Source organism: Pseudomonas sp. WS 5503, from assembly GCF_012985385.1.
In the GTDB taxonomy this organism is placed as follows: Bacteria; Pseudomonadota; Gammaproteobacteria; order Pseudomonadales; family Pseudomonadaceae; genus Aquipseudomonas; species Aquipseudomonas paracarnis.
In genome coordinates, this window is the sequence record NZ_JAAQWI010000008.1 from 145,692 (window position 1) to 169,205 (window position 23,514).

General features: G+C 60.7%; 18 protein-coding genes. 7 read left to right on the plus strand and 11 right to left on the minus strand.

What is annotated here, in order from left to right:
• Positions 1-4: 4 nt before the first annotated feature.
• From HBO10_RS20545 to HBO10_RS20555, 3 genes are read right to left on the minus strand one after another with little or no spacing between them, the layout of a single operon-like run.
• Complete coding sequence (locus HBO10_RS20545) at positions 5-1,222, minus strand: MFS transporter (protein WP_034126957.1); 1,218 nt, start codon at positions 1,220-1,222, stop codon at positions 5-7.
• Positions 1,223-1,255: 33 nt separating this feature from the next.
• Positions 1,256-2,080 carry a hypothetical protein gene (locus HBO10_RS20550; RefSeq protein ID WP_019818016.1) on the minus strand — a complete coding sequence of 275 codons (825 nt, stop codon included), beginning with the start codon at positions 2,078-2,080 and terminating at the stop codon, positions 1,256-1,258.
• Between the two features lie 35 nt (positions 2,081-2,115).
• Positions 2,116-3,309, minus strand: coding sequence for an MFS transporter (locus HBO10_RS20555; RefSeq protein WP_034126956.1), 1,194 nt, complete (start codon positions 3,307-3,309; stop codon positions 2,116-2,118).
• Positions 3,310-3,404: 95 nt separating this feature from the next.
• On the opposite strand from HBO10_RS20555, the gene HBO10_RS20560 reads away from it, so the two are divergent.
• Positions 3,405-4,334, plus strand: coding sequence for a LysR family transcriptional regulator (locus HBO10_RS20560; RefSeq protein ID WP_034126955.1), 930 nt, complete (start codon positions 3,405-3,407; stop codon positions 4,332-4,334).
• Between the two features lie 66 nt (positions 4,335-4,400).
• Here the strand turns inward: HBO10_RS20560 and ettA are convergent, their stop codons facing one another.
• On the minus strand, positions 4,401-6,065 hold the full coding sequence (gene ettA / locus HBO10_RS20565; RefSeq protein ID WP_014720011.1) for an energy-dependent translational throttle protein EttA: 1,665 nt from the start codon (positions 6,063-6,065) through the stop codon (positions 4,401-4,403).
• Between the two features lie 285 nt (positions 6,066-6,350).
• Between ettA and HBO10_RS20570 the strand changes: the two genes are divergently transcribed.
• Positions 6,351-10,202 (plus strand): bifunctional diguanylate cyclase/phosphodiesterase, encoded by a 3,852-nt coding sequence (locus HBO10_RS20570; RefSeq protein ID WP_169922098.1) that lies wholly within the window; start codon positions 6,351-6,353, stop codon positions 10,200-10,202.
• A 228-nt stretch (positions 10,203-10,430) separates the two neighbouring features.
• Positions 10,431-11,684 carry a serine hydroxymethyltransferase gene (gene glyA / locus HBO10_RS20575; RefSeq protein ID WP_003194304.1) on the plus strand — a complete coding sequence of 418 codons (1,254 nt, stop codon included), beginning with the start codon at positions 10,431-10,433 and terminating at the stop codon, positions 11,682-11,684.
• Positions 11,685-11,954: 270 nt separating this feature from the next.
• Here glyA and yjiA read toward each other — a convergent pair whose 3' ends face one another.
• The 3 genes from yjiA to HBO10_RS20590 all read right to left on the minus strand — a co-directional run bounded on the left by yjiA (position 11,955) and on the right by HBO10_RS20590 (position 15,346).
• Positions 11,955-12,911, minus strand: a complete 957-nt coding sequence (gene yjiA, locus HBO10_RS20580) for a GTPase (protein ID WP_014720013.1) — start codon at positions 12,909-12,911, stop codon at positions 11,955-11,957.
• Positions 12,912-13,067: 156 nt separating this feature from the next.
• Entirely contained in the window at positions 13,068-13,265 is a 198-nt protein-coding gene (locus HBO10_RS20585; protein ID WP_003194308.1) for a YbdD/YjiX family protein, read from the minus strand.
• Between the two features lie 14 nt (positions 13,266-13,279).
• Positions 13,280-15,346, minus strand: coding sequence for a carbon starvation CstA family protein (locus HBO10_RS20590; protein WP_034126953.1), 2,067 nt, complete (start codon positions 15,344-15,346; stop codon positions 13,280-13,282).
• 174 nt (positions 15,347-15,520) lie between these two features.
• Here HBO10_RS20590 and HBO10_RS20595 point away from each other — a divergent pair, with 174 nt between their 5' ends.
• Positions 15,521-15,889 carry a PilZ domain-containing protein gene (locus HBO10_RS20595; RefSeq protein ID WP_034126952.1) on the plus strand — a complete coding sequence of 123 codons (369 nt, stop codon included), beginning with the start codon at positions 15,521-15,523 and terminating at the stop codon, positions 15,887-15,889.
• 127 nt (positions 15,890-16,016) lie between these two features.
• Here HBO10_RS20595 and radA read toward each other — a convergent pair whose 3' ends face one another.
• The 3 genes from radA to katB are packed head-to-tail and all read right to left on the minus strand — an operon-like array spanning position 16,017 to position 19,558.
• Positions 16,017-17,384, minus strand: coding sequence for a DNA repair protein RadA (gene radA / locus HBO10_RS20600; protein WP_003194313.1), 1,368 nt, complete (start codon positions 17,382-17,384; stop codon positions 16,017-16,019).
• 35 nt (positions 17,385-17,419) lie between these two features.
• Entirely contained in the window at positions 17,420-17,959 is a 540-nt protein-coding gene (locus HBO10_RS20605) for an ankyrin repeat domain-containing protein (protein ID WP_169922099.1), read from the minus strand.
• A 57-nt stretch (positions 17,960-18,016) separates the two neighbouring features.
• Positions 18,017-19,558: a catalase KatB gene (katB, locus tag HBO10_RS20610; RefSeq protein WP_034126950.1), complete on the minus strand. Its 1,542-nt coding sequence runs from the start codon at positions 19,556-19,558 to the stop codon at positions 18,017-18,019.
• Between the two features lie 287 nt (positions 19,559-19,845).
• Between katB and mscL the strand changes: the two genes are divergently transcribed.
• Entirely contained in the window at positions 19,846-20,262 is a 417-nt protein-coding gene (gene mscL / locus HBO10_RS20615) for a large-conductance mechanosensitive channel protein MscL (RefSeq protein ID WP_014720019.1), read from the plus strand.
• A gap of 41 nt (positions 20,263-20,303) precedes the next feature.
• Here the strand turns inward: mscL and HBO10_RS20620 are convergent, their stop codons facing one another.
• Complete coding sequence (locus HBO10_RS20620) at positions 20,304-21,080, minus strand: ferredoxin--NADP reductase (protein WP_034126949.1); 777 nt, start codon at positions 21,078-21,080, stop codon at positions 20,304-20,306.
• A gap of 446 nt (positions 21,081-21,526) precedes the next feature.
• Between HBO10_RS20620 and HBO10_RS20625 the strand changes: the two genes are divergently transcribed.
• Positions 21,527-22,237, plus strand: coding sequence for a LuxR family transcriptional regulator (locus HBO10_RS20625; protein ID WP_034126948.1), 711 nt, complete (start codon positions 21,527-21,529; stop codon positions 22,235-22,237).
• A gap of 140 nt (positions 22,238-22,377) precedes the next feature.
• Positions 22,378-23,502, plus strand: coding sequence for a class I SAM-dependent methyltransferase (locus tag HBO10_RS20630; protein ID WP_034126947.1), 1,125 nt, complete (start codon positions 22,378-22,380; stop codon positions 23,500-23,502).
• The last annotated feature ends 12 nt before the right edge of the window (positions 23,503-23,514 follow it).

Genomic DNA, 23,514 nt, shown 5'->3' on the forward strand with positions numbered 1-23,514 from the left:
CGCCCTACCGGGCTTGGGCCTCCAGCCCTTGCTGAACCCGCCAGGACAGCGGCAAGGTCAGCAACAGGGTGGCGGCCAGCAACAGGACGGCCATGGGCACACCGGTGGCATCCCCAAGGCTGCCGAACAGCACCGGCGCCAAGGCGCCGCCACCGATGGTGCCGGTGTAGAACACGGCGAACGCCTGGTCGCGCCTGCCCGGCCCTGCCAGGTCCGGGACTGCGCCGTACAGCACCGACGACGTGCCGTTCAGCGCCAGCCCCAGCAGCGGCAACATCACCATCAAGCCGGCGTAGGGCAAGTACACCGCCATGACGATCAACACGGCCGTGGTGAACTCCGTGGCCCATACCGTTTTCATCATGCCGATGCGCGCACCGAGGTAACCGCACAACAATTTGCCGAAGGCGCCCCCCACGAACAGCATGGTCAGCGCTAGGCCGATGCCCGCAGGCCCGGCGCCCTTGGCCTTGAGCAAAAACGGCAGGAACGTGAGGAAACCCATGCGCACGGCGCTGTCCAGCGTGCCGGTCACGATCAGCGCACGCAGCCCGCTCGCAGAGCCGGCGCCGACGCTCGTACGGGCGGCTTTCACCGGCGCTGCCGAAGCCTCGGCGCGTGCCGGGATCAGCCACCACAACAGGCCTGCCGCCAGCAGCCCGAGTACACCCAGCAGGGTGACACTGGCGCGCCAACTGATGACCGCCAGCAACAGCCCGATCAACCCCGGGATCAGGGTCTTGCCGATATCGCCGCTGAAGTTGTACTGCGACAGCGCTTGTTTGACGCCCCCTCCGGCCTCGTGCGTATCGGTGATCAACGACGAGGCCAGCGGGTGCTGCGTACTCGCGCCGAGCCCGCCCAGCAGCAGCGCCAACAGCAACACGCCCAGCCCGCCAGCTTGGCCGGCCAGAAGGTAGGCCAGGCCCGCCAACGCAGTGCCACCTACCAGCAAGCGTTCACGCCCCCAGCGTGCGGCAGCACGGCTGGCCAGTAACTGAAAACCGGCCATCATGCCCGCGTAAGCACCACGCAACAGGCCGATCTGGGCGTAGCTGAGGCCGAACTGCGCTTGCCAGATCGGCAACAGCACATAAATCACATCGGTCAGCCCATCGTGCACGGCATGCGCGCCGCAGCCTGCCACCAGAGCGCGGCGACGCACGCTGACCGGGTCCGGCGGCGACAACGATGGCGCTGCGGTCTGCTTCAGGGTGTTCATCTGGGTCAGAGGCTCTCAGGCAAAAAGGCCGGGTTAACCCAGCAACTGCGCACAGTCGCTCATCACACTGGCTTTACGCTGCAGGTATTGAGCAAAAATGTCGCGCGCCGTGGCGGGGTCCACTTCAATCTGCATGGCAGTGGTGAACTCATTCACCGCCGCCACCGCATGGGCGAAATGGTTGCTCTCGGTACCGCCGGTGTGCACCGTGACCCAGGCCACCGTCGCCCGGGATTTCTCCGGAGGCACGCCCATGTCCCGCACGAACCACTGCGAGTACAGCGGGTGGATGAATTCCACTTCGCCGTGGGTGTACACCTCGTGGATCAACGTGGTCAGTAACCCCTGCAACAGGTCGCGATCACGCAGGCGGCGGGTGTCGGTCCAGTCTTTGAACGCCTGTGCCGAGGGCAGGCAATTGTCCTTCAATATCCACTGGTCATCACCGCACAGCGCGGTGGCCATGGTGTAGAACAGGTCAGCGTGCAAGGTATTACCCAACGCGCCCAGATCTTCATCGGTGATGCGTTGCAGGCTGCCGCAGGCGCGGTACAACTGCGCGGCGGCGGCGGAGCCTTCATCGGAGCGCGCCAGCAAGGTAATGCGGTTGGCCAGGCCGGACACACTGGCCGCCGAATTATTGGTCTTGGACCAACTGGCGAAGAACTTGCGCAGTACTGCCGGCGAATGCCGACGCGAGGTAAGTCGCGCAAAAGCGTCTTCGATATCCACCAGCGCGTCTTCCTGAGCCCAGAAGGCTTCGAACAGCGCGTGGCGCAAGGCACCGGCCGGCATGTCGTTCAATACCGGTTCGATGAGCTTCAACAACTGGCTGCGCTTGATCACGGTGTTAGTCATGTTCACCTCTCATAGTCCTTTATTGGATGAAAAAATCAGGCTGGTTTGCCGCGTTGTTCGACGACCTGGGCCTGGGGCTTTACCGGTTTCCAGCCCAGCAGGGCAATCGCCAGCGACAACAGCTGAAAACCTGCGACCAACGCCACGCAGCCCGGCCAGCCCCATTGATTCCAGAGCATGGCCGGGGCCACGGCGCCGGCGCTGCCGCCCAGGTAATAACCGGTCAGGTACAGCCCCACGGCGCCGGACTTGTCCGGGCCTGCCGTGGTGGCGATATACGCATTGGCGGATGCCTGTGCCAGGAATACGCCGGTCGAACTCAGGGCCAGCCCCAGCACGATCAGCCACAGGGACGGCAACAATGTCAGCGCCGAGCCACAGATGCCGAGCGCCACAGCGCCGGTCAGTAACTGCGATTGTGGTCGCGATTTGCTCAAGCGCCCCGCAACAGGAATGACCACCAGCGCCAGCAGGAACACCGCATACAAAGTGCCCAAGGCTGCGGCGCCCAGATTGAACGGGGCCTGGCTGAGATACAGCCCGGCATAGGTAAAGGTTGCGACTTGGGAGAACAGCACGCAGAAACCGACGCCATAGGCCGCCAGCAAGGGTTTGCGCAGAAGCCGGCGCACCCCGTGCATGCCCACGGCCGCAACGCCGGGCCGCGCCACCGGATTGGCCGGCAACAGCCACACAATCAGCAGGCCGACCAGCAGGCTGATGACCGCCAACAGTTCGAAGGCTTCGCGCCAGCCCACATATTGGGTCATGACCCCCGAGACAAAGCGCCCGGCAAACCCACCGAGCACCGTCCCCGCGACGTACAAACTGGTGATCTCGGTGACCGTGGCCGCACGCCAGCGATCACCGATATAAGCCACGCTGGTGGCGAACACCACGGGAATCAACATCCCTTCGACAAAACGCCACACCAGTAGCTCGGCAAAACTGTCCACATAGGCCGTCAGCAGCGTCGGTAGCGCCAGCAGCAATGCGGCCACGGCAATCACCGTGCGCTGCTCGAAACGGCCGGTCAGGCGCCCGACAAACGGCGCGGTCACCGCCACCGCCAGCGTGGTCACCGTAATGCTCCACCCTGCCTGCCGGGCACTCACCTGGAAGCTTTCGGCAAACGCAGGCAGGATGCTCTGTGTCGCATAGAGATTCAGAAACGCCGCACAGCCACACAGGAACACGGCGAAGCGGGCGTGATGCATGCGCGGGTTCATGTGGCCTCTCGTCTTATAGTCGAGGATGTTTATAGAATACCCAGCGCAGCGAACACCAATACCGAATTCGGACCGATCAATACCCAGGAAACAGAATGCTTGATCTACGCAAGTTACGTTACTTCCTGACGGTCGCCGAAGAGCTGCACTTCGGCCGCGCAGCCCAGCGCCTGCACCTTGCCCAGCCGCCCCTGACGCGGCAGATTTCGGCCCTGGAAACCGAGCTTGGCTTTCGCCTGTTCGACCGCACCAGTCGTACGGTCACACTGACCGCCCAAGGCCAGCACTTTTTGCCGTATGCCCGCGCAGCGCTGGAACACGCCAGGCTTGCACAAGACATCGCCGCCAAACTGGCTGCCGGCTCGACCGGCCAACTGGTCGTAGGCTATGCCAGCTCGATCGCGTTGTCGGAACTCTTCAGCCAAACCCTGCAAGCCTTCGCCCAGCGTTTTCCCGATGTGCAACTGACCCTGGTGGAGAGCGCTTCCGGCAGCCTGCACACGCACGTGCTGGACGGGCGCATCGACGTCGGCATGAGCCGCCTGCTGCCGGAGGCTGGGCAAACCGGCGTCGAGGCTTTGTCGTTGGGGCAAGAACCGCTGGTGGCGGCTCTTTGCAGCGACAACCCGCTGGCGGAGCAGAGCGAAGTCACCCTCGCCCAGCTCAGTGAGTACCCGTTGATACTGTTCCCCAGCGATTACGGTTCGGGCCTCAACGGCTCCATCGAGCACCTGTATCAACGCCGTGGCCTGGCGCTGCGCCCGGGCCCTGCGGGGCGCCAGATCACCTCGATCATCGCCCTGGTGGCGGCAGGCCAAGGTGTCTCGCTCGTGCCCCAGTGCACCCGAACCCTGGCCAGGAAAGGCGTGGTCTACCGCCCCTTGGCAGACCCCGAAGCCTGGGTACACCTGCTGATACTCACACGCTCACCGTCACGCTCATTGTTGGTCGAGGCGTTTATGGGGGTGGTCGAAGAATTGCTGCGCAGCCGCCCAGCGCTGGCGCCCACGACGCTCCCGGCATAACGCGGGCAAAAAAATACCCCTGCGTGAGGGGTATTTTTTCAACAGGCTGTTGCGGCTATTGCAGCATCAGGCCAGTTTTTTGTGGCGTACGCGGTGCGGCTGGGCAGCGGCCTCACCCAAGCGCTTTTTACGGTCGGCTTCGTACTCGGTGTAGTTACCTTCGAAGAACACCGCTTGGGAGTCATCTTCGTACGCCAGGATGTGGGTCGCGACGCGGTCAAGGAACCACCGATCGTGAGAGATCACAATGGCGGCGCCCGGGAAGTCCAGCAGGGCTTCTTCCAGGGAACGCAGGGTTTCAACGTCGAGGTCGTTGGACGGTTCGTCGAGCAGCAGGACGTTGCCGCCCTCTTTCAGGGTCAGGGCCAGGTGCAAGCGACCGCGCTCACCACCGGACAGGTCCTTGACGAACTTCTGCTGGTCGCCGCCCTTGAAGTTGAAACGGCCGACGTAGGTGCGCGACGGGATTTCATAGTTGCCGATGCGGATCTGGTCGGAACCGTCGGAGATCTGCTGGAACACAGTCTTGCTGCCGTCGAGGTCGTCGCGGCTCTGGTCCACACAGGCCAACTGCACGGTGTCACCGATCTCGATGCTGCCGGAGTCCGGGGTTTCCTTGCCCATCAGCATGCGGAACAGTGTGGATTTACCCGCACCGTTACCGCCGATAACGCCGACGATCGCGCCTTTTGGCATGGCGAACGACAGGTTGTCGATCAGCACGCGGTCGCCATAGCCTTTGGTCACGTTCTTGAACTCAATGACCTTGTCACCCAGGCGCGGACCAGCCGGGATGTAGATCTCGTTGGTTTCGCTGCGCTTCTGGAATTCCTGCGACTGCATTTCTTCAAAGCGTTGCAGACGGGCCTTGGATTTGGACTGGCGGGCCTTGGCGCCTTTGCGCACCCATTCCAGTTCTTCCTTCATGGCTTTTTCGTGGGCCGATTGCTGCTTGGATTCGGCGGCCAGACGGTCGGACTTGGCTTCCAGCCAACCGGAGTAGTTGCCCTCGTAAGGGATACCGGCGCCGCGGTCGAGTTCGAGGATCCAGCCGGCAACGTTGTCCAGGAAGTAACGGTCGTGCGTGATCGCAACCACGGTGCCCGGGAAATCGTGCAGGAAATGCTCCAGCCAGGCGACGGAATCGGCGTCCAGGTGGTTGGTCGGTTCGTCGAGCAGCAGCATGTCAGGGGCCGACAGCAGCAGGCGGCACAGGGCCACACGACGCTTCTCACCACCGGACAGGTGTTCAACCTTGGCGTCCCAGGCTGGCAGGCGCAGCGCATCGGCGGCGACTTCCAGTTGGCGCTCCAGATTGTGGCCATCGCCCGCCTGCAGGATCGCTTCGAGCTTGGCCTGTTCGGCAGCCAGCTTGTCGAAGTCGGCATCCGGTTCGGCGTAGGCGGCGTACACCTCATCGAGGCGGGCCTGGGCGTCCTTGATCACGCTGACGGCTTCTTCGACCACTTCGCGCACGGTCTTGGTCGGGTCCAGGATCGGCTCTTGCGGCAGGTAACCGATGTTCAGGTCCGGCATCGGGCGGGCTTCGCCTTCGAACTCGGTGTCGACGCCCGCCATGATTTTCAGCAGGGTGGACTTACCCGAACCGTTGAGGCCGAGCACGCCGATCTTGGCGCCTGGGAAGAAGGACAGCGAAATGTTTTTCAGGATTTCCCGCTTCGGCGGAACAACTTTTCCCAGCCGATGCATGGTGAAGACGTATTGAGCCATGGTGAACCTAGCGTCAGTGACTGATGAATTAAGCGGACGAAGCCCGTGCCAGGCCATGCGCCGCGCGGGCCTTTGACTATCATCAATGCCAGCGAGCAAAAAAAGCCTGAATGTCTGGGGCTGGAACGCCCCCGCGTAACCGGCAAAGCTACCTGAATGCGCTGGGGCAGTCCAGCCAGGCAGGACTGGCACTTTGCCACAACTCAAGGCATGCTAGCCGCCCTTCGGGCGTCCGGCTTATAGTGCACGTCGCGCGCCAGTCCAGCCAAACCGCAGGATCACAGTTTGTCCAACGTCACGCCGCCCACGCCCTTGCGCGCCGCTCATATTGCGCCGGGAGCGCCCCTGCACGGCACCTTGAAAGGCGCGTTGGCGACGCTTATCCTGCTGTTGCTCGCCTTGTTGTTCTGGCAACTGTTGGACCAATTGCAGCAGAACCAGAAAAACCAACAGCAATACACCATCGACTACAGTGCCGACCTGGCCGAGCAGATCAGCCAGAGCATGGCCCTGAGCGCGCAGATCGCCCTGAACCTGTTGCCGATTGTCGAGCCGCCGCGCAACCCCGAACAGCAGCAGGCCCTGATGCGCACGTTGCAGCGCTCGCTGCCGGACCTGCGCAGCTTCGCCCTGCTCGCCCCCAGCGGCGCACTGATCAGCGACACTGCCGAAGGCAGCCAAGACAGTGCCCTGCTCGAAGACCTGGTCAAGCGCAGTCACGCCCAGTCCTACTACCTGAGCAACGACAATGACGGCACGGTCATCTATCTGTTGCTGCACCAACCCAGCGGTGGCTCCAAGGTGTACTGGGCCTTGCGCCTGGCGCCCAATTATCTGGCCAACCTCACGCGCCAGGATGTCCAGGGCCAGCGCCCGATGTGGGCGATCGAGAACAGCCTGAACCATCGTGTGGTCAGCCGTGACAGCGGCATGCCGGCGCAATGGTCCGGCGCCCTGACGCCGGAAGAATTGAACCGCAGCGTGCTGGTCACGCCGTTGAGCAAAAGCGATTGGCAACTGCGCGGCATGTTTGACCGCAGCGCGGTGTTGGAACAACTACTGCCCGCCTTTATCGGCAAGTGCCTGCTGGGCCTGGCGTTTTCGCTGATCCCGGTGATCGTGCTGCTCAACATGCGCCGCCGCCAACGCCAGGTGAATGAAGGCCGGCGACGCTACCAGGACATCTTCGAAGGCACCGGCGTCGCGTTGTGCGTGTTGGACCTGTCGGGGCTCAAGGCGTTTTGCAACAAGACCCAGGTGCAAAGCCGCGAGCAGTTGCTCGCCTGGTTGCAGGCCAACCCCGCCGAGCGCAAGCAACTGCTCAAGGAGTTGCGCGTCACCGAGGTCAACCAGATGGCCGTGCGCCTGCTCAACGTCGCGTCCTGCGAGCAGGCGTGGGAACGCCTGATCGATGACTGCCCGCGCAATGCCACGTCCATCGGCTATCAGGTGCTGGAAGCCGTACTGACCCGGCAAAAACAGCTGGAGCTGGAAATCCAGCTCAACGACGTGGCCGGCAACGAACAGTACCTGTGGCTGGTGATGCGTTTGCCGGAGCAGCAGGATGACGTCAAGGCCGTGATTCTCAGCATCAGCGACATCACCAGCCGCAAGCTGATCGAGTTGTCGCTGGTGGAGCGTGAAAGCTTCTGGTCGGATGTGGTGCGCACCGTGCCCGATCACCTGTATGTGCAGGACGTGATCAGCCAGCGCATGATTTTCAGCAACCACCATCTGGGCCACACCCTGGGCTACAACAAAGCCGAACTGCAGCAAATGGGTGAGTACTTCTGGGAAATCCTGCTGCACCCAGAAGACGCCGAGCACTACCATGACGCGCGCGAACAGCAACGCCAGGTCGGCTATACGACCCAATTGCACTGCCAACTGCGCTTTCGCCACCGCAATAACCAGTGGCGCCGCTTCGATATCCGCGAACAGGCGCTGGCCCGCGATACGTCTACGGTGGTCACCCGGATCATAGGCGTGGCCAAGGACATTACCGACCAGATCGAGGCCAGTGAATCACTACGCGACAGTGAACAGCGCTACCGGATGCTGGCCGAAAGCATCAGCGACGTGATCTGCTCCACCGACAGCCAACTGGCCCTCAACTACATCAGCCCCTCGGTCAACACCGTCCTGGGCTATGACGTGGACTGGGTGTTCAAGAACGGCTGGCAGTCGATCGTTGCCAACCCTCAGCAGTTGACCGGCATTTACAGCCTGATGGAACAGGTCAGCCGCGCCCTCGGCAACCCCGACGCCTTGAACACGTTGCGCGATGAAGTCCAGACCCAACTGTTTCTGTTCGACTGCCTGCGCGCCGACGGGCGCAAAGTGCCGATCGAACTGCGCCTGGTGCTGGTGTGGGATGAACATGGCGCGTTTGAAGGCATCCTCGGCGTAGGCCGCGATATCAGCCAGCAACGACGCGCCGAAAAAGACCTGCGCATGGCAGCCACGGTGTTCGAACATTCCACTTCGGCGATCCTGATCACCGACCCAGCCGGTTATATCGTGCAGGCCAACGAGGCGTTCAGCCGGGTCAGCGGCTATGCGGTGAGCGATGTGCTCGACCAGTTGCCCAATATGCTCACCGTCGATGAGCAGCAGGAAGCCCATCTGCGTTATGTGCTCAAGCAATTGCACCAGCACAGCACCTGGGAAGGCGAGGTGTGGCTCAAGCGTCTCAATGGCGAGCATTACCCGGCCTGGGTCGGCATTACCGCGGTGTTCGACGACGAAGGCGACCTGGCCAGCTACGTGTGTTTCTTCAGCGATATCAGCGAGCGCAAGGCCAGTGAGCAGCGCATCCACCGCCTGGCCTACTATGACGCCCTGACCCACCTGCCCAATCGCACCCTGTTCCAGGACCGCCTGCACACCGCGTTGCAGTCCGCCGAACGGCAGAAGTCGTGGGTGGTGCTGATGTTCCTCGACCTTGACCGCTTCAAGCCGATCAACGACTCCCTCGGCCACGCGGCCGGCGACCGGATGCTCAAGGAAATGGCCACGCGCCTACTCGGTTGTGTGGCCGAGGACGACACCGTGGCGCGCATGGGCGGCGACGAATTCACCTTGCTCCTGCAACCACGGGTCAGCCGCGATATGGCGCTGAACCGCGCCATTCATGTGGCCGAGCAGATCCTCGCCAGCCTGGTCAAACCCTTTGTGCTGGAAGGCCGCGAGTTCTTCGTGACCGCCAGTATCGGCATCGCCCTCAGCCCGCAAGACGGCAACGAGCTGAGCCAATTGATGAAAAACGCCGACACGGCGATGTATCACGCTAAAGAGCGCGGCAAGAACAACTTCCAGTTCTACCAGGCCGACATGAACGCCAGCGCCCTGGAGCGCCTGGAACTGGAAAGCGACCTGCGCCACGCCCTGGACCAGAACGAATTCGTGCTCTATTACCAGCCGCAATTCAGCGGCGACGGCAAACGCCTGACCGGCGCCGAAGCCCTGCTGCGCTGGCGCCACCCGCGCCGTGGCCTGGTACCGCCGGGGGACTTTATCCCGGTGCTGGAAGAGCTCGGGCTGGTGGTGGACGTGGGCGACTGGGTGATCGGCGAAGCCTGCCGCCAGCTCAAGACCTGGCACCAGAACAAAGTGCGCGTGCCGAAAGTATCAGTGAACATCTCGGCGCGGCAGTTCTCCGACGGCCAGTTGGGCACGCGCATCGCCACCATCCTCAAGGACACCGGCCTGCCGCCGGCGTGCCTGGAGCTGGAACTGACCGAAAGTATCCTGATGCGTGAAGTCAACGAAGCCCTGCAGATCCTCGCCAGCCTGAAAAACCTGGGCCTGAGCATCGCGGTGGATGACTTCGGCACCGGCTATTCGTCGCTCAATTACCTCAAGCAATTCCCTATCGACGTGCTGAAGATCGACCGCACCTTCGTCGACGGCCTGCCCTCGGGTGAGCAGGACGCACAGATTGCCCGGGCGATCATTGCCATGGCCCACAGCCTGAACCTGGCGGTGATTGCCGAAGGCGTGGAAACCCATGAGCAGTTGGACTTCCTGCGTGAGCATGGCTGTGATGAGGTGCAGGGTTACCTGTTCGGGCGGCCAATGCCGGCGAACCGGTTTGAAGTGCAGTTCAGTAATGATGCGCTGTTCATGTTTGACTGAAGTCCCTGATCGTTCCCACGCTCCGCGTGGGAACGCAATTCTGGACGCTCTGCGTCCGCTTTTAAATGTGACGCAGAGCGTCACGGGATGCATTCCCACGCAGAGCGTGGGAACGATCATCCGCAGATGAACCCCACTTGTCCGCGACATGATGTCCTTTCATATGCCATCTAAAACCCATTGAGTTAGAATGCCCTCCTTTTCTGCCCCCGATCCTTGAGGACCGCCATGTTCAGCCGTGATTTGACTATTGCCAAGTACGACGCCGATCTCTTCGCCGCCATGGAGCAAGAAGCCGTGCGCCAGGAAGAGCACATTGAGCTGATCGCTTCGGAAAACTACACCAGCCCTGCGGTGATGGAGGCTCAAGGTTCGGTTCTGACCAACAAGTACGCCGAAGGCTACCCAGGCAAGCGCTACTACGGTGGTTGCGAGTACGTCGACGTGGTTGAGCAGTTGGCCATCGACCGTGCAAAAGAGCTGTTCGGCGCCGATTACGCCAACGTCCAGCCACACGCCGGTTCCCAAGCCAACAGCGCCGTGTACCTGGCCCTGCTGCAAGGCGGCGACACCATCCTGGGCATGAGCCTGGCCCACGGCGGTCACCTGACCCACGGCGCCACGGTTTCGTCCTCCGGCAAGCTGTACAACGCCGTTCAGTACGGTATCGATGCCAACGGCCTGATCGACTACGACGAAGTCGAGCGCCTGGCGGTCGAGCACAAGCCAAAAATGATCGTGGCCGGTTTCTCTGCCTACTCGCAGATCCTGGACTTCCCACGCTTCCGTGAAATCGCCGACAAGGTCGGTGCCTACCTGTTCGTCGACATGGCCCACGTGGCCGGTCTGGTGGCTGCGGGCGTTTACCCCAACCCAGTGCCTTACGCTGACGTGGTCACCACCACGACCCACAAGACCCTGCGCGGTCCACGTGGCGGCCTGATCCTGGCACGCGCCAACGCCGAGATCGAGAAGAAGCTCAACTCCGCCGTTTTCCCGGGCGCCCAAGGCGGCCCGCTGGAGCACGTGATCGCGGCCAAGGCGATCTGCTTCAAGGAAGCACTGCAGCCTGAGTTCAAGACCTACCAGCAACAAGTGGTCAAGAACGCCAAGACCATGGCCAGCGTGTTCATCGAGCGCGGTTTTGACGTGGTGTCCGGCGGTACCGAAAACCACCTGTTCCTGCTGTCGCTGATCAAGCAGGACATTTCCGGTAAAGATGCTGACGCTGCCCTGGGCAAAGCTTTCATCACCGTGAACAAGAACTCCGTGCCGAACGACCCACGTTCGCCGTTCGTCACCTCCGGCCTGCGCTTCGGCACCCCGGCAGTGACCACCCGTGGCTTCAAGGAAGCCGAGTGCAAGGAACTGGCGGGCTGGATCTGCGACATCCTGGCCGACCTGAACAACGAAGCCGTGATCGACGCGGTACGTGAGAAGGTCAAGGCCATCTGCAAGAAGCTGCCGGTATACGGCGCGTAATACCGAGAAGCCCACTGTAGGAGCGAGCTTGCTCGCGAAAAACGTCAACGATAACGCGTGCATCTTGGGTGCACGCGTTGCCTGTGAGTTCTTCGCGAGCAAGCTCGCTCCTACAAGTGGGCTTTTTTATGCCGATTTCAATTTGAAACAGGGTCAAGTGTGGGAGCTGCCTTGCCTGCGATGGTGGTTTTGCAGTCAGCCCATCAGTGATTGACCTGCCGCTATCGCAGGCAAGCCAGCTCCCACATTGGAGTGCATTTCAAGCCGGATTTATTGGTAGACCCGCTCAAAGCCTTGGCGGATCTTGTCTTCGGGCAGCTCATCGGCAATAAACACGATCACACTCTCCCGCGCCTCGCCCTCGGCCCATTCGGTATCCCAGTCGAAGCCATACAGCTTCAGCACGCCCTGGAACACCATGCGTCGGTCTTCTCCGGCAATGTTCAATACGCCCTTGTAACGCAGCAGTTGCTTGCCATGGTCTTCCAGCAGTTCGTTCATGAACTCGCTGAGACGGTCGATATCCAGCGGCTGGTCGGTGCGCAGCACCAGGCTGGAAATACGGTCGACCGAAGGCGCTGCACTGACCGGGCGCAGGCTCATGCCGGCATTGAGGTTGAAGCCGCGCACATCCAGCAATTCGGCCAGGTCAATCTTGCCGTGATCCACCACACGAATTGGAGCACGGCGGTTGATGCGGGTGAGGCGCTGGCTGAGGGCGTCGAAGCTGGCGTCGTCTACCAGGTCGCGTTTGCTCACCAACAGGCGGTCGGCAAAGCCGATCTGGGCCTGGGCGATGGTCTGGGTCAGATGATGCTCGGCGTGGGCCGCATCCACCAGGGTGATGATGCCGTCGAGGATATAGCGTTCGCGCAGCTCTTCGTCGATGAAGAAGGTCTGGGCCACCGGCGCAGGGTCGGCCAGGCCGGTGCATTCGATCACCAGCCTGTCGAAGGCGATCTCGCCGCTGTCCAGGCGTTCCAGCAACAGGTACAGGGCTTTGGTCAGGTCGGTGTGGATGGTGCAGCACACGCAGCCGTTGGACAGGGTCATCACTTGCACTGGCTCGTCGCCCAGCAATTGGGTGTCGATACCGGCGTCACTGAATTCGTTTTCGATCACAGCGATTTTCAAGCCGTGCTCGGCTTTGAGCAGGTGGCGCAGCAAGGTGGTCTTGCCGGCACCGAGGAAGCCGCTGAGGATGGTGACGGGGATGGGAGAGGACAAAGAGATTCTCCTGAAATATGAGGGCGCAAAAACAACTGTAGGAGCGAGCTTGCTCGCGAAGAACGTCAACGATAACGCGTGCTGTCTGGATGCACGTGGTGTCCTTGGGTTTTTCGCGAGCAAGCTCGCTCCTACAGGTACAGCCGTTTTACCAACTTAGCAGCACTTGGGCCCACCCTTGCCGCCGTAACGGGCTTCCTGGCGTTCCCGGAAGAACGCCTTGTAGTCCATCACCGGCTTGTCCGGGTGTTTGGTTTGCATATGCTCGACGTAGGTGTCGTAGTCGGGCATGCCGACCATCAGGCGGGCGGCCTGACCGAGGTATTTACCGAGGCGACTGATGTCATTGAACATGTCTGCAATCCTCGTTATGCGTCCGGTACAGCCTGGAACGGGGCTTCTTTATCCGTACGCTCTTTGTTGCCCCAGGCGGCGACGCCGACTTTGAGCGCATAGAACAGGATGCTGAACACCACGAACAGGAACAGCGCCGTCAGCGTTGCGTTGGTGTAGGCGTTCCAGATCACGTGTTGCATCTGGTCGATGCTCTTGGCCGGGGCGAGGATCTGGCCGTTAGCTAGGGCATCGCTGTATTTCTTGGCCAGCGACAGGAAGCCGATCGCCGGGTTGGCGTCGAACAGCTTGATGAAGCCTGCGGTGGTGGTGCAGATCAACAGCCACACCGCTGGCAACATGGTCACCCAGACGTAGCGCTGACGCTTCATTTTGATCAGCACAACGGTCGCCAGCATCAGCGCGATACCGGCCAGCATCTGGTTGGAGATACCGAACAGCGGCCACAAGGTATTGATGCCACCCAGCGGGTCGATCACGCCCTGGTACAGCAAGTAACCCCACATCGCCACGCAGCCTGCGGTAGCAATCAGGTTGGCAGTCCACGACTCGGTGCGTTTGAGCGCAGGCACGAAGGAACCGAGCAGGTCTTGCAGCATGAAACGACCGGCGCGGGTACCGGCATCCACTGCCGTAAGGATGAACAGCGCTTCGAACAGGATCGCAAAGTGGTACCAGAACGCCATGGTGTTTTCACCTGGCAGCACACTGTGCAGGATCTGCGCGATGCCCACCGCCAACGTCGGCGCACCGCCGGCACGGGCCAGGATGGTGGTTTCGCCGATATCGTGGGCAACGGCCGACAACGCCTCAGGGGTAATTGCAAAGCCCCAGCTGCTGACGGTTTGCGCCACGGTGACCACGTCGGTGCCGACAATGGCAGCCGGGCTGTTCATGGCGAAGTACACGCCAGGCTCGATCACCGAAGCGGCAACCATCGCCATGATGGCCACGAACGACTCCATCAGCATGCCGCCGTAACCGATGTAACGGGCATGGCTTTCACTGGCCAGCAGCTTGGGCGTGGTGCCCGAGGAGATCAGCGCATGGAAGCCCGAGACCGCGCCACAGGCAATGGTGATGAACAGGAACGGAAACAGGCCGCCCTTCCACACCGGGCCGGTGCCGTCGATGAACTGGGTGAGTGCCGGCATTTTCAGGTCAGGCATGGTGACCAGGATGCCAATCGCCAGAGCGATGATGGTGCCGATTTTCAGGAACGTCGACAGGTAGTCGCGGGGCGCCAGGATCAGCCACACCGGCAGCACAGCGGCCACGAAGCCGTAGCCGATCAACATCCAGGTAATCTGGATGCCGGTGAAGGTGAACGCCTTGGCCCATACCGGATCAGCGGCAATCTGCCCGCCCAGCCAGATCGAACCCAGCAGCAACAGCACGCCGATGATCGAGATTTCCCCGATGCGGCCCGGGCGGATGTAGCGCATGTAGATGCCCATGAACATCGCGATCGGGATGGTCGCCATCACCGTGAAGATGCCCCATGGGCTCTCGGCCAGGGCCTTGACCACGATCAGCGCCAGCACCGCGAGGATGATGATCATGATCAGGAAGCAGCCGAACAGCGCGATGGTCCCCGGAATGCGGCCCATCTCTTCGCGAACCATGTCCCCCAGGGAACGGCCGTTGCGACGAGTGGACAGGAACAGGACCATGAAGTCTTGCACCGCACCGGCCAGCACCACCCCGGCAATCAGCCAGAGGGTGCCGGGCAGATAGCCCATTTGCGCCGCCAGCACCGGGCCGACCAACGGGCCTGCACCGGCAATCGCCGCAAAGTGGTGACCGAAAAGAATGTGTTTGTTGGTTGGTACGTAGTCCAGACCATCGTTGTTGACCACCGCAGGGGTTGCCCGCCGTGGATCGAGTTGCATCACGTTGTTGGCGATGAACAGACTGTAGTAACGGTACGCAACCAGGTAGATGGCCACAGCAGCGACCACAATCCACAAGGCGTTGATCGCCTCGCCGCGGCGCAAGGCCACTACGCCCAGGGCGCACGCTCCTACAATTGCCAGCACCAGCCAGGGTAAGTGGCGTAGCAGGCTATTATTATTTTTCATTTTTATATTCCAGCCAGGGTGGACAGAAAGGACAGCCAGCCCGAGTTTAGCGCTACTGGCCTCAAAGACCAGCCCCCTACGTTGGTCTAGAGCCTTCAACCGCTAAAAAAAGCCGAAATAAACGCCCCTTGATGGCCCCGGGCTACACTCCTCCCATTCACAGAGGGCTTTACCATGACCGAGCATGCGTCCGAACGTCGCCGTTTTCGCCGGATCGCCTTTGATGCCACGGCCGAACTTCGGCAAAGCGGCAGCGAATGGCCGGTAAAACTGGTGGATTTATCACTCAAGGGATTGCTGGTGGAACGGCCTGACAACTGGAAGGGAAATAAAGCGCTGCCCTTTGACGTCGACATACGCCTGGACCAGAAGACGCATATAAAGATGCAAGCGCGGCTGACCCATGAAGAGCAGGGTCAATTGGGCTTTGTGTGCAAACACATTGATCTGGATTCGATCAGCCATTTGCGTAGGTTCGTTGAGTTGAACCTGGGTGATGAGCAAGAACTGGAGCGCGAGCTGGGCGCCCTGCTGGAGTTCTAGCCGCCAACATGAATCAAGGGTGGAGCTGGCTTGCCTGCGATGGCGGTTCATCAGACAAGGATGGGTGAGCTGACCCGCCGCTATCGCAGGCAAGCCAGCTCCCACAGGGGTTCAGCAGTGCTGCGGATTATTCGAACAGGGCATCCAGCGCCTGCTCCAGCCGCGTCACAGCAATGATCTGCAACCCTGGCGGCGCCTCCTTCGGCGCATTGCCCTTGGGCACAATCGCCCGTTTGAAGCCATGCTTGGCCGCCTCTTTCAACCGCTCCTGCCCACTCGGCACCGGGCGCACTTCGCCCGACAAACCCACCTCGCCAAACACCAGCAAGTCATGGGGCAACGGCCGATTACGCAGGCTGGACATCACCGCCGCCATCAGCGCCAGGTCGGACGCAGTCTCCAGCACCTTGACCCCGCCCACCACGTTAAGGAACACATCCTGATCGTGGGTCGGAATGCCGCCATGTCGGTGCAGCACCGCCAGCAACATCGCCAGGCGGTTCTGGTCCAGGCCCAATGTGACCCGCCGTGGGTTGGCCAAATGGCTGTCATCCACCAGCGCCTGGACTTCCACCAGCATCGGCCGGGTGCCTTCCCACGTCGCCATTACCACACTGCCCGGAACTTCTTCCTGAGCGCGGGTGAGAAAAATCGCCGAGGGGTTCGAGACTTCTTTCAGCCCCCGATCGGTCATGGCGAACACGCCCAGTTCGTTGACGGCGCCAAAACGGTTCTTCACCGCCCGCAGCAGGCGCAGGCGACCGTCAGATTCCCCTTCGAAATACAGCACGGTGTCGACCATGTGTTCCAACACCCGTGGCCCGGCCAGTGCGCCTTCTTTGGTCACGTGGCCGACCAGGAAGATCGCCGTGCCGCTCTGCTTGGCGTAACGCACCAACAGCGCCGCGCTTTCGCGCACCTGGGACACGCCGCCGGGTGCCGATTGCAGTTGTTCGGTGAAAATCGTCTGGATCGAGTCAATGACCATGACTTTAGGCTTTTCGATGCGCGCCGTGGCGATGATGCTTTCGATGCAGGTTTCGGTCATGACCCGCAGTTGGTCCTGGGGCAAGCCCAGGCGCCGGGCGCGCATGGCCACTTGCTGCTGGGACTCTTCGCCGGTGACATACAGCGCTGGCATGCGGCTGGCGATGCTGCACAGGGTTTGCAGCAGGATCGTGGACTTGCCGATGCCCGGATCACCGCCAATCAATACCACTGAGCCATCCACCAGACCACCGCCCAATACCCGATCCAATTCGCCGGAGGCGGTAGAAAAGCGCGGGATCTCTTCGACGCTGACTTCGGCCAGAGTCTTGATCTGCGCCTGTTGCCCGGTCCAGCCGGCACGGCCGGTGGGGGCCGCGGCACCGCCACTCTCGATCATGGTTTCAGTCAGCGTGTTCCACGCGCCGCATTCGGAGCACTGGCCCGCCCATTTGGGAAAGGTCGCGCCGCACTCTGTGCAGCCGTACATGCGCTTGGCCTTTGCCATGTGAGAACCTCCAACCGAAAAACCGCGATGATAGCTCAGCGCGACGCTGGGGTCCGGATTTCGCCCTTGGCTAAACGTGAAGCACTGTTACCCACGGGGTCCTCGGCGTTCAGGTCTGCGCCTTTGGCTTGCAGCGCCCCCAACAATTCGACGCGCTTGAACAACCCGGCGTACATGGCGGCGGTCTGCCCTGCGCCGTTGCGCTGGTCGGGATTGCAGTCGGTGGCCAACAGCCGCTGGGCGATTTTCAGCTCGCCTTTGAAGATAGCGCCCATCAACGCTGTGTTACCGCGTTTATCCTGCACGCAGGCGTCGGCGCCGGCATCGAGCAGACGCTCCACATACGGGCCCTGGCCGTGATAAGCAGCCAGGATCAACGCGGTGTAGCCCTTGTCATCCTGGGCATTGAGGCCGTAGCCGGACGCTATGAAGGTGTTGAGCATGTCGAGGTCGCCACGACGGGCGGCGTCGAAATAGTAGTCCTGCAACTGTGCCTTGAGCGCCACCGGGTCGGGGGACTCGGCTTGGGCAGCGAAGGCCAGCATGGCCATCAGTAAACCGATAGTGATGCGCATAGGGTGTTCTCCTGCCAAAGGTCGACGCCCGTGAAGGCGCCGACCATAACCAACGAATCAGTCAGTCAGTTTTTCCGCCAGCGCCTTTACGCGAGCCAGATCGCCCTTGGCGACCTTGGCCACGCCGGTGCCGTATTCCGGATCCGCCTTGTAGAGGAACGACAGGATGATGTGCTTGCTCTCGTCATCGGTGGTGGCCAATGAGCCGCCAAAGTTGTTGATGAGGTCTTCGCGCTCTTTCTTGGTGTAGGAGCGGTACAGGTCACCGGCCTGCTTGAAGTTCTGCTCACGTTGAATCTTGGCCTGCTGGGTGCTGCCCGACAGCGGCGACTGGCTGTAGCGTGCGGCTTGCGGCTCTTCGCGGGGCAACAGGCGGCTTGGCTGGTAGTTGACGCCGGTGGTGGTCTTGCCGACGTTCATCGCGCCGTCCTGGTTGCCGTTGTTGACGGTGATCCGTGGAGCGTTGATCGGCAACTGCAAGGCGTTCGCGCCCAGGCGGTACATTTGCGTATCGGCGTAGGAGAACACGCGCCCCTGCAGCAGGCGGTCTTCCGACGGCTCGATACCCGGTACCAGGTTGGCCGGGGCCATCGCGACTTGCTCGGTTTCCTGGAACACATTGGCCGGGTTGCGGTTCAGCACCATTTGCCCGACTTTGCGCTCGGGCACATTCGGCCAGATCTTGGTGGCATCCAGTGGGTCGAAATCAAACTTGGCCAGGTCTTCAGGCTTGAGCACCTGCACATACAGGTCCCACTTAGGGAAGTCGCCTTTGTTGATGTGCGTGACCAGATCATTGGTCATATGGCTGTAGTCACGCCCCTGCACCTCGGTAACTTGCTTGGGATCAAGGTTCTTGATGCCCTGCTGGCTCTTCCAGTGGAACTTGACGTAGTGCACTTCGCCTTTGGCGTTAATCAACTTGTAGGCATGTACGCCGTTGCCGTCCATTTCGCGGTAACTGGCTGGGGTGCCGGAGTCCGAGTACAACTCGGTCAGTGTACGAGTGGACTCTGGAACATGGGAGAAGAAGTCGAAACGGCGCGAGTCATCGTCCAGGTTAGTGCGTGGGTCCGGTTTAAAGGCATGGACCATGTCCGGGAACTTGATGGCATCCCGAATAAAGAACGTGGGGAAGTTGTTACCGACCAGGTCCCAGTTACCTTCGGCGGTATAGAACTTGGTGGCGAAGCCCCGTGGGTCACGCAGGGTTTCCGGGGAGTGGTTGCCATGCACCACGGCCGAGAAGCGTACGAACACTGGTGTGGTTTCACCGGCGGCGAACACTTTGGCCTTGGTCAGGTCGCTGAGGTTGTCGGTCACGGTGAAGGTGCCATGGGCGCCCGTGCCGCGTGCGTGCACTACGCGCTCTGGGATGCGTTCGCGGTCGAAGCGTTGCAGTTTCTGGATCAGTTGCACATCTTGCAGCAGCACCGGGCCATTGGCACCGGCGGTTTGGGAGTTCTGGTTATCACCGACGTTGGCCCCGTTATCGCGGGTCAGGTTGGCGGCTTGTACGGAGAGGGAAAGCAGGCTGGCGGTCACCAGTGCCAGCGCGTGGCGCGCCGACACGGGCCTGCGGCTGATTGGAGTATTCATCGAGGTTTCCTCTGGTTTTTTTAATGCACATTCAGTTGTGCTTGCCAGAGGCTAGTGACCTGCGAGTCAGAAGATAAATAGAAAAACACCACAGGCCCGATTAAGAAAAAAATCTGGTAACCCGCTGAAATAGCGGCTAATTCGCGCGCGACTAGTGGCACTTTGCAAACTATTTGCGATTTGATGTGTCGATAAAAACCGACAGTGTTAACAGTTGTTTCGAGCAAGCGCTGTTCGACTGAATTACACTGACCTCCACCCTCCTCAACTGTAACAAGGAATAACCTATGGGCGTGATCAGTGAGTTCAAGGCCTTCGCGGTCAAAGGTAATGTGGTCGACATGGCCGTCGGTATCATCATCGGTGCTGCCTTCGGCAAGATTGTTTCCTCATTTGTAGGCGACGTGATAATGCCTCCCATCGGCCTGCTGATCGGTGGCGTGGACTTTGCCGATCTGGCCGTCACGCTCAAGGCAGCACAGGGTGATGTACCCGCTGTTGTCCTGGCCTACGGCAAGTTCATCCAGAGCATCATCGACTTTATAATCGTCGCGTTTGCAATCTTCATGGGTGTGAAGGCGATCAACCGTCTGAAGCGCGAAGAAGCCGTGGCCCCAAGCTTGCCGCCGACGCCAAGCAAGGAAGAAGTGCTGCTGGGCGAGATCCGCGATCTGCTCAAGGCACAGAACAACAAGCCGCTTTAACCTGCGGATGCAAAAAAGGCGCCTCGCAAGGCGCCTTTTTTCTACCAATAATTTTCTACCGCCACCTGGCCAGGTCGTCGGCTCAGGCTCAGTTGCATGTCCCGCTGCTTGAGCAACTGGCGCGTGTCATCGACCATCTGCGGGTTGCCGCAAATCAGTACACGCGAATCCTGTGCCGTCAGCTCCACGCCGGCGGCCCGCTCCAATTCGCCATTTTCGATCAAGGCCGTAATACGCCCATTCAACGCGCCCGGATGCTGCTCGCGGGTGACGATGGGAATGTAGGTGAGCTTGTGGGCGTACTCGGCCAGGTACTCGCGCTCACCCAGCGTGTCGATCAGCGACTGGTAGGCCAGTTCCTTGGCTTCCCGGGCGCTGTACACCAGGATGATGCGCTCGAATTTTTCCCACACTTCGAAGTCCTGCAGGATCGACAGGAACGGCGCGACGCCCGTTCCGGTTCCCAGCAACCACAAGTCACGCCCGTCGACAAAGCGGTTGAGGGTCAGAAACCCGGTGGCCTGGCGCTCGACCAGCAAGGTATCGCCCACCTTCAGGCGGCTCAGTTCACTGGTGAACTCACCACCGGGGACCACGATGGAAAAGAAATCCAGATGCTCGTCAAACGGCGAAGACACGATGGAATAGGCACGCCAGACGGTGCTGCCATCCGCCCTGGTAACGCCCAGGCGCACGAACTGGCCGGCGGTAAAACGAAAACCGGCATCGCGGGTGGTGCGCAGGGTGAACAGGCTGGGGGTCAGCGATTGCACATCGAGCAGGGTCTGGCGGGTAAATTTCTCAGCACTGGCCGTCATGGGGGGCTCCGTTTTGCACAGGCCGTTAGTGTCCCTCAAAACAGACCGCGCAAACACTGATGATTGGTACTGGCTTTGCCGTCACTCAAGGTTCACGCGGGTGGCCTGCGCGTTTTTTAACCAGTCCAACAGGTCAGCCATGGCTCCACGCTGGCACTAATTATTTGGCTATTAACGCGCCCTGAATACCTCACTAGATGAAGCGGTACTTAAAGCGACATCACTTTGACACTACCTTCAAGACCTTAAAAGTATTGAAAAAAAGATACCTGCCTAGCGCTCTTATACAAAGCTCCAAGTCTTGTACAAAACCGGCCAACTAGACAAACCCTACAAGTAAAATATTTTTCAAGCTCAGTTGTAGGACTTACCCTACACTTGTTTTCGAGCTGCAATGGGGGATCAGGACGTACCCAGGTCACATATACACGCATGGAGAGTCACCGATGGTCAATTGGCATAATGCCCGGCTGCCCAAGCTGGACGGCGAGAGTGAAATCACCAGTGTGTTTGAGATGGTGATAAACCACACTTATGAACTAGGTTTCGAATATTGCTCCTTTACCATGAGTTCCCAATCACAAAGCACTCAAACAAAACCCATTTTGTTTAATAACTATCCAAATGAATGGCTTAGCATTTATAAACAAGCGCACTTCTTCGATGTAGACCCCGTTGTAACCCACTGTAAGACCTCGGTACTGCCCATTCTCTGGGAACAAAAAACCTTTGCCAACACCCCCAAGCTTTGGGAGTTGGCCCAGTCATGCGGGGTGCATTTAGGCTGGACCCAAGCCGTGCATGACTTCCAGGGTGTATTCAGCATGCTGACCCTGGTTCGCAGCAAGGGCGAGGTCAGCCCTGAAGAGCTTTACGAAAAAGCCGGCCAGGTGTTGTGGCTTTGCCATGCGATGCATGCGGTCGTCGCGCAGAAGTACGCCGACGCCCCCGACATCAAAGCGCCCAGCAAATTGACTGCCCGGGAAACAGAAATCCTCAAGTGGTCGGCGATGGGCAAGACCGCCTCCGAGATTGCCGCGATTCTTTGCCTGTCCGAGCGCACCGTGGGCTTTCATATCAGCAGTACCTTCAAGAAACTGGGCGTGCATAACAAGATCCAGGCGGTGCTGCGCGCCGCTAAAGCCGGGCTGTTTTAGCCCACGTAAAACACCGCATGTCATCGCGTTGAAAAAAACGTAACATTTACGGCCAATTCTGAGTGTTGAGGGTGCGCTTTGCACGGTTGCCCCGCCGTTCACTCAGACGGTCCGTCGATTACCCAGAGCCTCGCCCCGCCATGCCCCTGCTTGACAGCCCTTTCGCCCAGCTCGACCTGATTCGTCAGCCAGAGCAACACAATGATCCGCTGCAAGCCTTCGATGCCGCCGACGAATACCTGCTCAGCCACCTCGCCGCGCAACAGCTTACTGCTGCCACCCGCGTGCTGGTGCTCAATGACAGCTTCGGCGCCCTGGCAGCCAGCCTTCAAGGCCAGGTGCAAGTGACCTCCAGCGGTGACTCGTTCCTCGCCGCTCAGGGCCTGGAGAAAAACCTGGTGCGCAACGGCAAGCACTTTGATGCCGTGCCCTTCATACCGGCCAGCCAGTTCGCGACCGGGCCGTTCGATCGCGTGTTGATCCGCGTGCCGAAAACCCTGGCGTTGCTGGAAGAACAACTGATCCGCCTGCAAGGGCAACTGGCGCCAGGCGCCGAGGTGATCGCAGGCGCAATGGTCAAGCATTTGCCACGGGCTGCGGGCGAATTGCTGGAGCGTTACATCGGGCCCATGCACGCCTCATTGGCGGTCAAAAAGGCGCGGTTGCTGATTGCCAGCGTCGAGCCGCGCCCTGCCGCGGTCTCGCCCTACCCGACCCGCTATACCCTGGATGCGCCGGTCATCGAGTTGTGTAACCACGCCAACGTCTTTTGCCGCGAAGGCCTGGACATCGGCACCCGTGCCTTCCTGCCGCACCTGCCAAAAAACCTGGGCAGTGCACGCGTGGCGGACCTGGGCTGCGGCAACGGCGTACTGGCGATTGCCAGCGCCCTGCAGAACCCCGACGCGCACTACACCTTGGTGGATGAGTCGTATATGGCAGTGCAATCGGCCGCCGAAAACTGGCAAGCCGCCTTGGGAGAGCGGGACGTCAGCGTACGTGCCGACGATGGCCTGGCCGGCCAGGAGGCGCAATCGCTGGAAGTGGTGCTGTGCAACCCACCGTTCCACCAACAACAAGTGGTGGGCGACTTCCTCGCCTGGCGCATGTTCCAGCAGGCACGCGAAGCGCTGGTGGTCGGTGGCGCCTTGTACATCGTCGGGAATCGTCACCTGGGCTACCACAGCAAGCTGGCGCGGTTGTTCCGTGGTGTCGAGCAAGTAGCGGCCACGCCCAAGTTCGTCATCCTCAAGGCGCGTAAATAAAAAAGCCCTGCT

Excerpts from the sequence above, each read along its gene's own strand:
- HBO10_RS20630 (WP_034126947.1), top strand. The coding sequence starts at position 22,378 with ATGCCCCTGCTTGACAGCCCTTTCGCCCAGCTCGACCTGATTCGTCAG.
- HBO10_RS20550 (WP_019818016.1), bottom strand. The coding sequence starts at position 2,080 with ATGACTAACACCGTGATCAAGCGCAGCCAGTTGTTGAAGCTCATCGAA.
- mscL (WP_014720019.1), top strand. The coding sequence starts at position 19,846 with ATGGGCGTGATCAGTGAGTTCAAGGCCTTCGCGGTCAAAGGTAATGTG.
- glyA (WP_003194304.1), top strand. The coding sequence starts at position 10,431 with ATGTTCAGCCGTGATTTGACTATTGCCAAGTACGACGCCGATCTCTTC.
- HBO10_RS20625 (WP_034126948.1), top strand. The coding sequence starts at position 21,527 with ATGGTCAATTGGCATAATGCCCGGCTGCCCAAGCTGGACGGCGAGAGT.
- HBO10_RS20585 (WP_003194308.1), bottom strand. The coding sequence starts at position 13,265 with ATGTTCAATGACATCAGTCGCCTCGGTAAATACCTCGGTCAGGCCGCC.
- HBO10_RS20590 (WP_034126953.1), bottom strand. The coding sequence starts at position 15,346 with ATGAAAAATAATAATAGCCTGCTACGCCACTTACCCTGGCTGGTGCTG.
- radA (WP_003194313.1), bottom strand. The coding sequence starts at position 17,384 with ATGGCAAAGGCCAAGCGCATGTACGGCTGCACAGAGTGCGGCGCGACC.
- HBO10_RS20595 (WP_034126952.1), top strand. The coding sequence starts at position 15,521 with ATGACCGAGCATGCGTCCGAACGTCGCCGTTTTCGCCGGATCGCCTTT.
- HBO10_RS20545 (WP_034126957.1), bottom strand. The coding sequence starts at position 1,222 with ATGAACACCCTGAAGCAGACCGCAGCGCCATCGTTGTCGCCGCCGGAC.
- HBO10_RS20620 (WP_034126949.1), bottom strand. The coding sequence starts at position 21,080 with ATGACGGCCAGTGCTGAGAAATTTACCCGCCAGACCCTGCTCGATGTG.
- katB (WP_034126950.1), bottom strand. The coding sequence starts at position 19,558 with ATGAATACTCCAATCAGCCGCAGGCCCGTGTCGGCGCGCCACGCGCTG.
- ettA (WP_014720011.1), bottom strand. The coding sequence starts at position 6,065 with ATGGCTCAATACGTCTTCACCATGCATCGGCTGGGAAAAGTTGTTCCG.
- HBO10_RS20605 (WP_169922099.1), bottom strand. The coding sequence starts at position 17,959 with ATGCGCATCACTATCGGTTTACTGATGGCCATGCTGGCCTTCGCTGCC.
- HBO10_RS20560 (WP_034126955.1), top strand. The coding sequence starts at position 3,405 with ATGCTTGATCTACGCAAGTTACGTTACTTCCTGACGGTCGCCGAAGAG.
- HBO10_RS20555 (WP_034126956.1), bottom strand. The coding sequence starts at position 3,309 with ATGAACCCGCGCATGCATCACGCCCGCTTCGCCGTGTTCCTGTGTGGC.